This window comes from Bowmanella yangjiangensis (genome assembly GCF_017255015.1).
Classification (GTDB): domain Bacteria; phylum Pseudomonadota; class Gammaproteobacteria; order Enterobacterales; family Alteromonadaceae; genus Bowmanella; species Bowmanella yangjiangensis.
The window spans coordinates 1-1,493 of the sequence record NZ_JAFKCS010000196.1 but is presented as its reverse complement, the minus strand read 5'-3'; the positions used below and the strand labels follow the sequence as shown (position 1 = coordinate 1,493).

Genomic DNA, 1,493 nt, shown 5'->3' with positions numbered 1-1,493 from the left:
CGATTTGGCCGACAAGGTCCGCCGCCTGGGCAACCATGGCCGCACTGCCCACTACGGCTACGGTGACGTGGGTTGGAACTCGCGACTGGATTCGCTGCAGGCGGCTTTCCTCAATCTGGCGCTGGATCACATCGAAGCACGGGTCGCCTCGCGCCGCGAGGCCGTGGCGTTTTACCAGAAGTACCTGCCGGCCACCGGCATCCAGCTGATGAATGCGCCGGCCGGCTATGAAGAGAACGGCTACTGCAATGTCTGTCTGGTGCCGGATGCCGCACTAAAGGCCAGCCTGGAGGCTCGCCTCAAGGCCGAGGGTATTGGTTTTGGCAATATCTATCCCAGCGTCATGTCCAGTCAGCCTGGCGCTGCGGCCTACATCAAGGGCCATTTTGGCGGCCAGGTCGGCGAGCAGTTGTGTGCCTCTGTGTTGAACCTGCCGCTGTTCCCCTACATGAAGGAGGCCGAGCAACTGCGCGTGGTCGAAGTTGTCGGTTCGGTGCTCGGAGATGGCAATGTCCGCTAACGATCTCTACATCCATCCCAGTGCCAATGTTTCGGACAAGGCCATCATTGGCGCTGGTACCAAGGTCTGGATCAACGTACAGATTCGCGAGAACGCAGTGATCGGCGAGGGCTGCATCCTATCCAAGGACGTCTACGTCGACCACGCTGTGAAGATTGGCAGCCGTTGTAAGATTCAGAACAGCGTCTCGGTTTACAGCGGTGTGGAGATCGGCGACGACGTGTTCGTCGGGCCTAATGCCTGCTTCACCAACGACAAGGTGCCACGCGCCTTCAATGCCGACTGGACGATCACTCCAACGCGCATCGAAGACGGTGCCAGCATCGGCGCCAACGCCACCATCGTATGCGGCATCACCATTGGTGAGTTCGCCATGGTCGCCGCTGGCAGTGTGGTGACCAAGGACGTTGCGCCCTACACCCTGGTCATGGGCAACCCCGCACGTGCGGTGGCTCGTATTGACCGTGAAGGTAATCGCGTTTCTGGAGATGTTTGACGTTATGCAACAAGTGCTCAAGGTAGGCCTGATCGGCCTTGGTAACATGGGGCGCAACCACCTGCGCGTACTGTCGATGCTCAAGGGGGTCGATTTGGCCTTTGTCGCCGATGCCAATGCCGAAGTCGCCGCTAGAGCCGGTGAGGCGCATGGCATCCCAGGCGTGGTCGACCCGACACCGCTGCTGGCCGAGGTCGATGCGGTGGTGATCTGCACTCCAACCGTGACCCACGCCGACTACATCCGCCTTGCTGCAGGCCATGTGAAGAACATCTTCGTCGAGAAGCCACTGGCCGCCACCCTGGATGAGGCGCGGGAAATCGCGACCTTTGCCAGGGACAAGGGGCTCAACGTTCAGGTCGGATTCATCGAACGCTTCAATCCCGCGGTACAGGCACTGAAGACGGTACTTGATCGTACCGAGCGCGTCATCAGTCTGGACTTCACCCGAACCAACAAAGTCAGCGCGCGCATCAC

General features: G+C 60.1%; 3 protein-coding genes. All 3 read left to right on the top strand.

Annotated elements, in window-relative coordinates:
* The coding region (locus J0A65_RS23275) for a DegT/DnrJ/EryC1/StrS family aminotransferase (RefSeq protein ID WP_206596668.1) at window positions 1–520 on the top strand (520 nt) is incomplete at its 5' end.
* The gene (locus tag J0A65_RS23270; RefSeq protein ID WP_206596667.1) at window positions 510–1,016 is read left to right on the top strand and encodes an acyltransferase; all 507 of its coding nucleotides are present in this window, start codon (window positions 510–512) and stop codon (window positions 1,014–1,016) included. The genes J0A65_RS23275 and J0A65_RS23270, both read left to right, overlap by 11 nt.
* Window positions 985–1,493 (top strand): Gfo/Idh/MocA family protein (locus tag J0A65_RS23265; protein ID WP_332874378.1); only part of this gene is annotated, 509 nt, incomplete at its 3' end. The genes J0A65_RS23270 and J0A65_RS23265, both read left to right, overlap by 32 nt.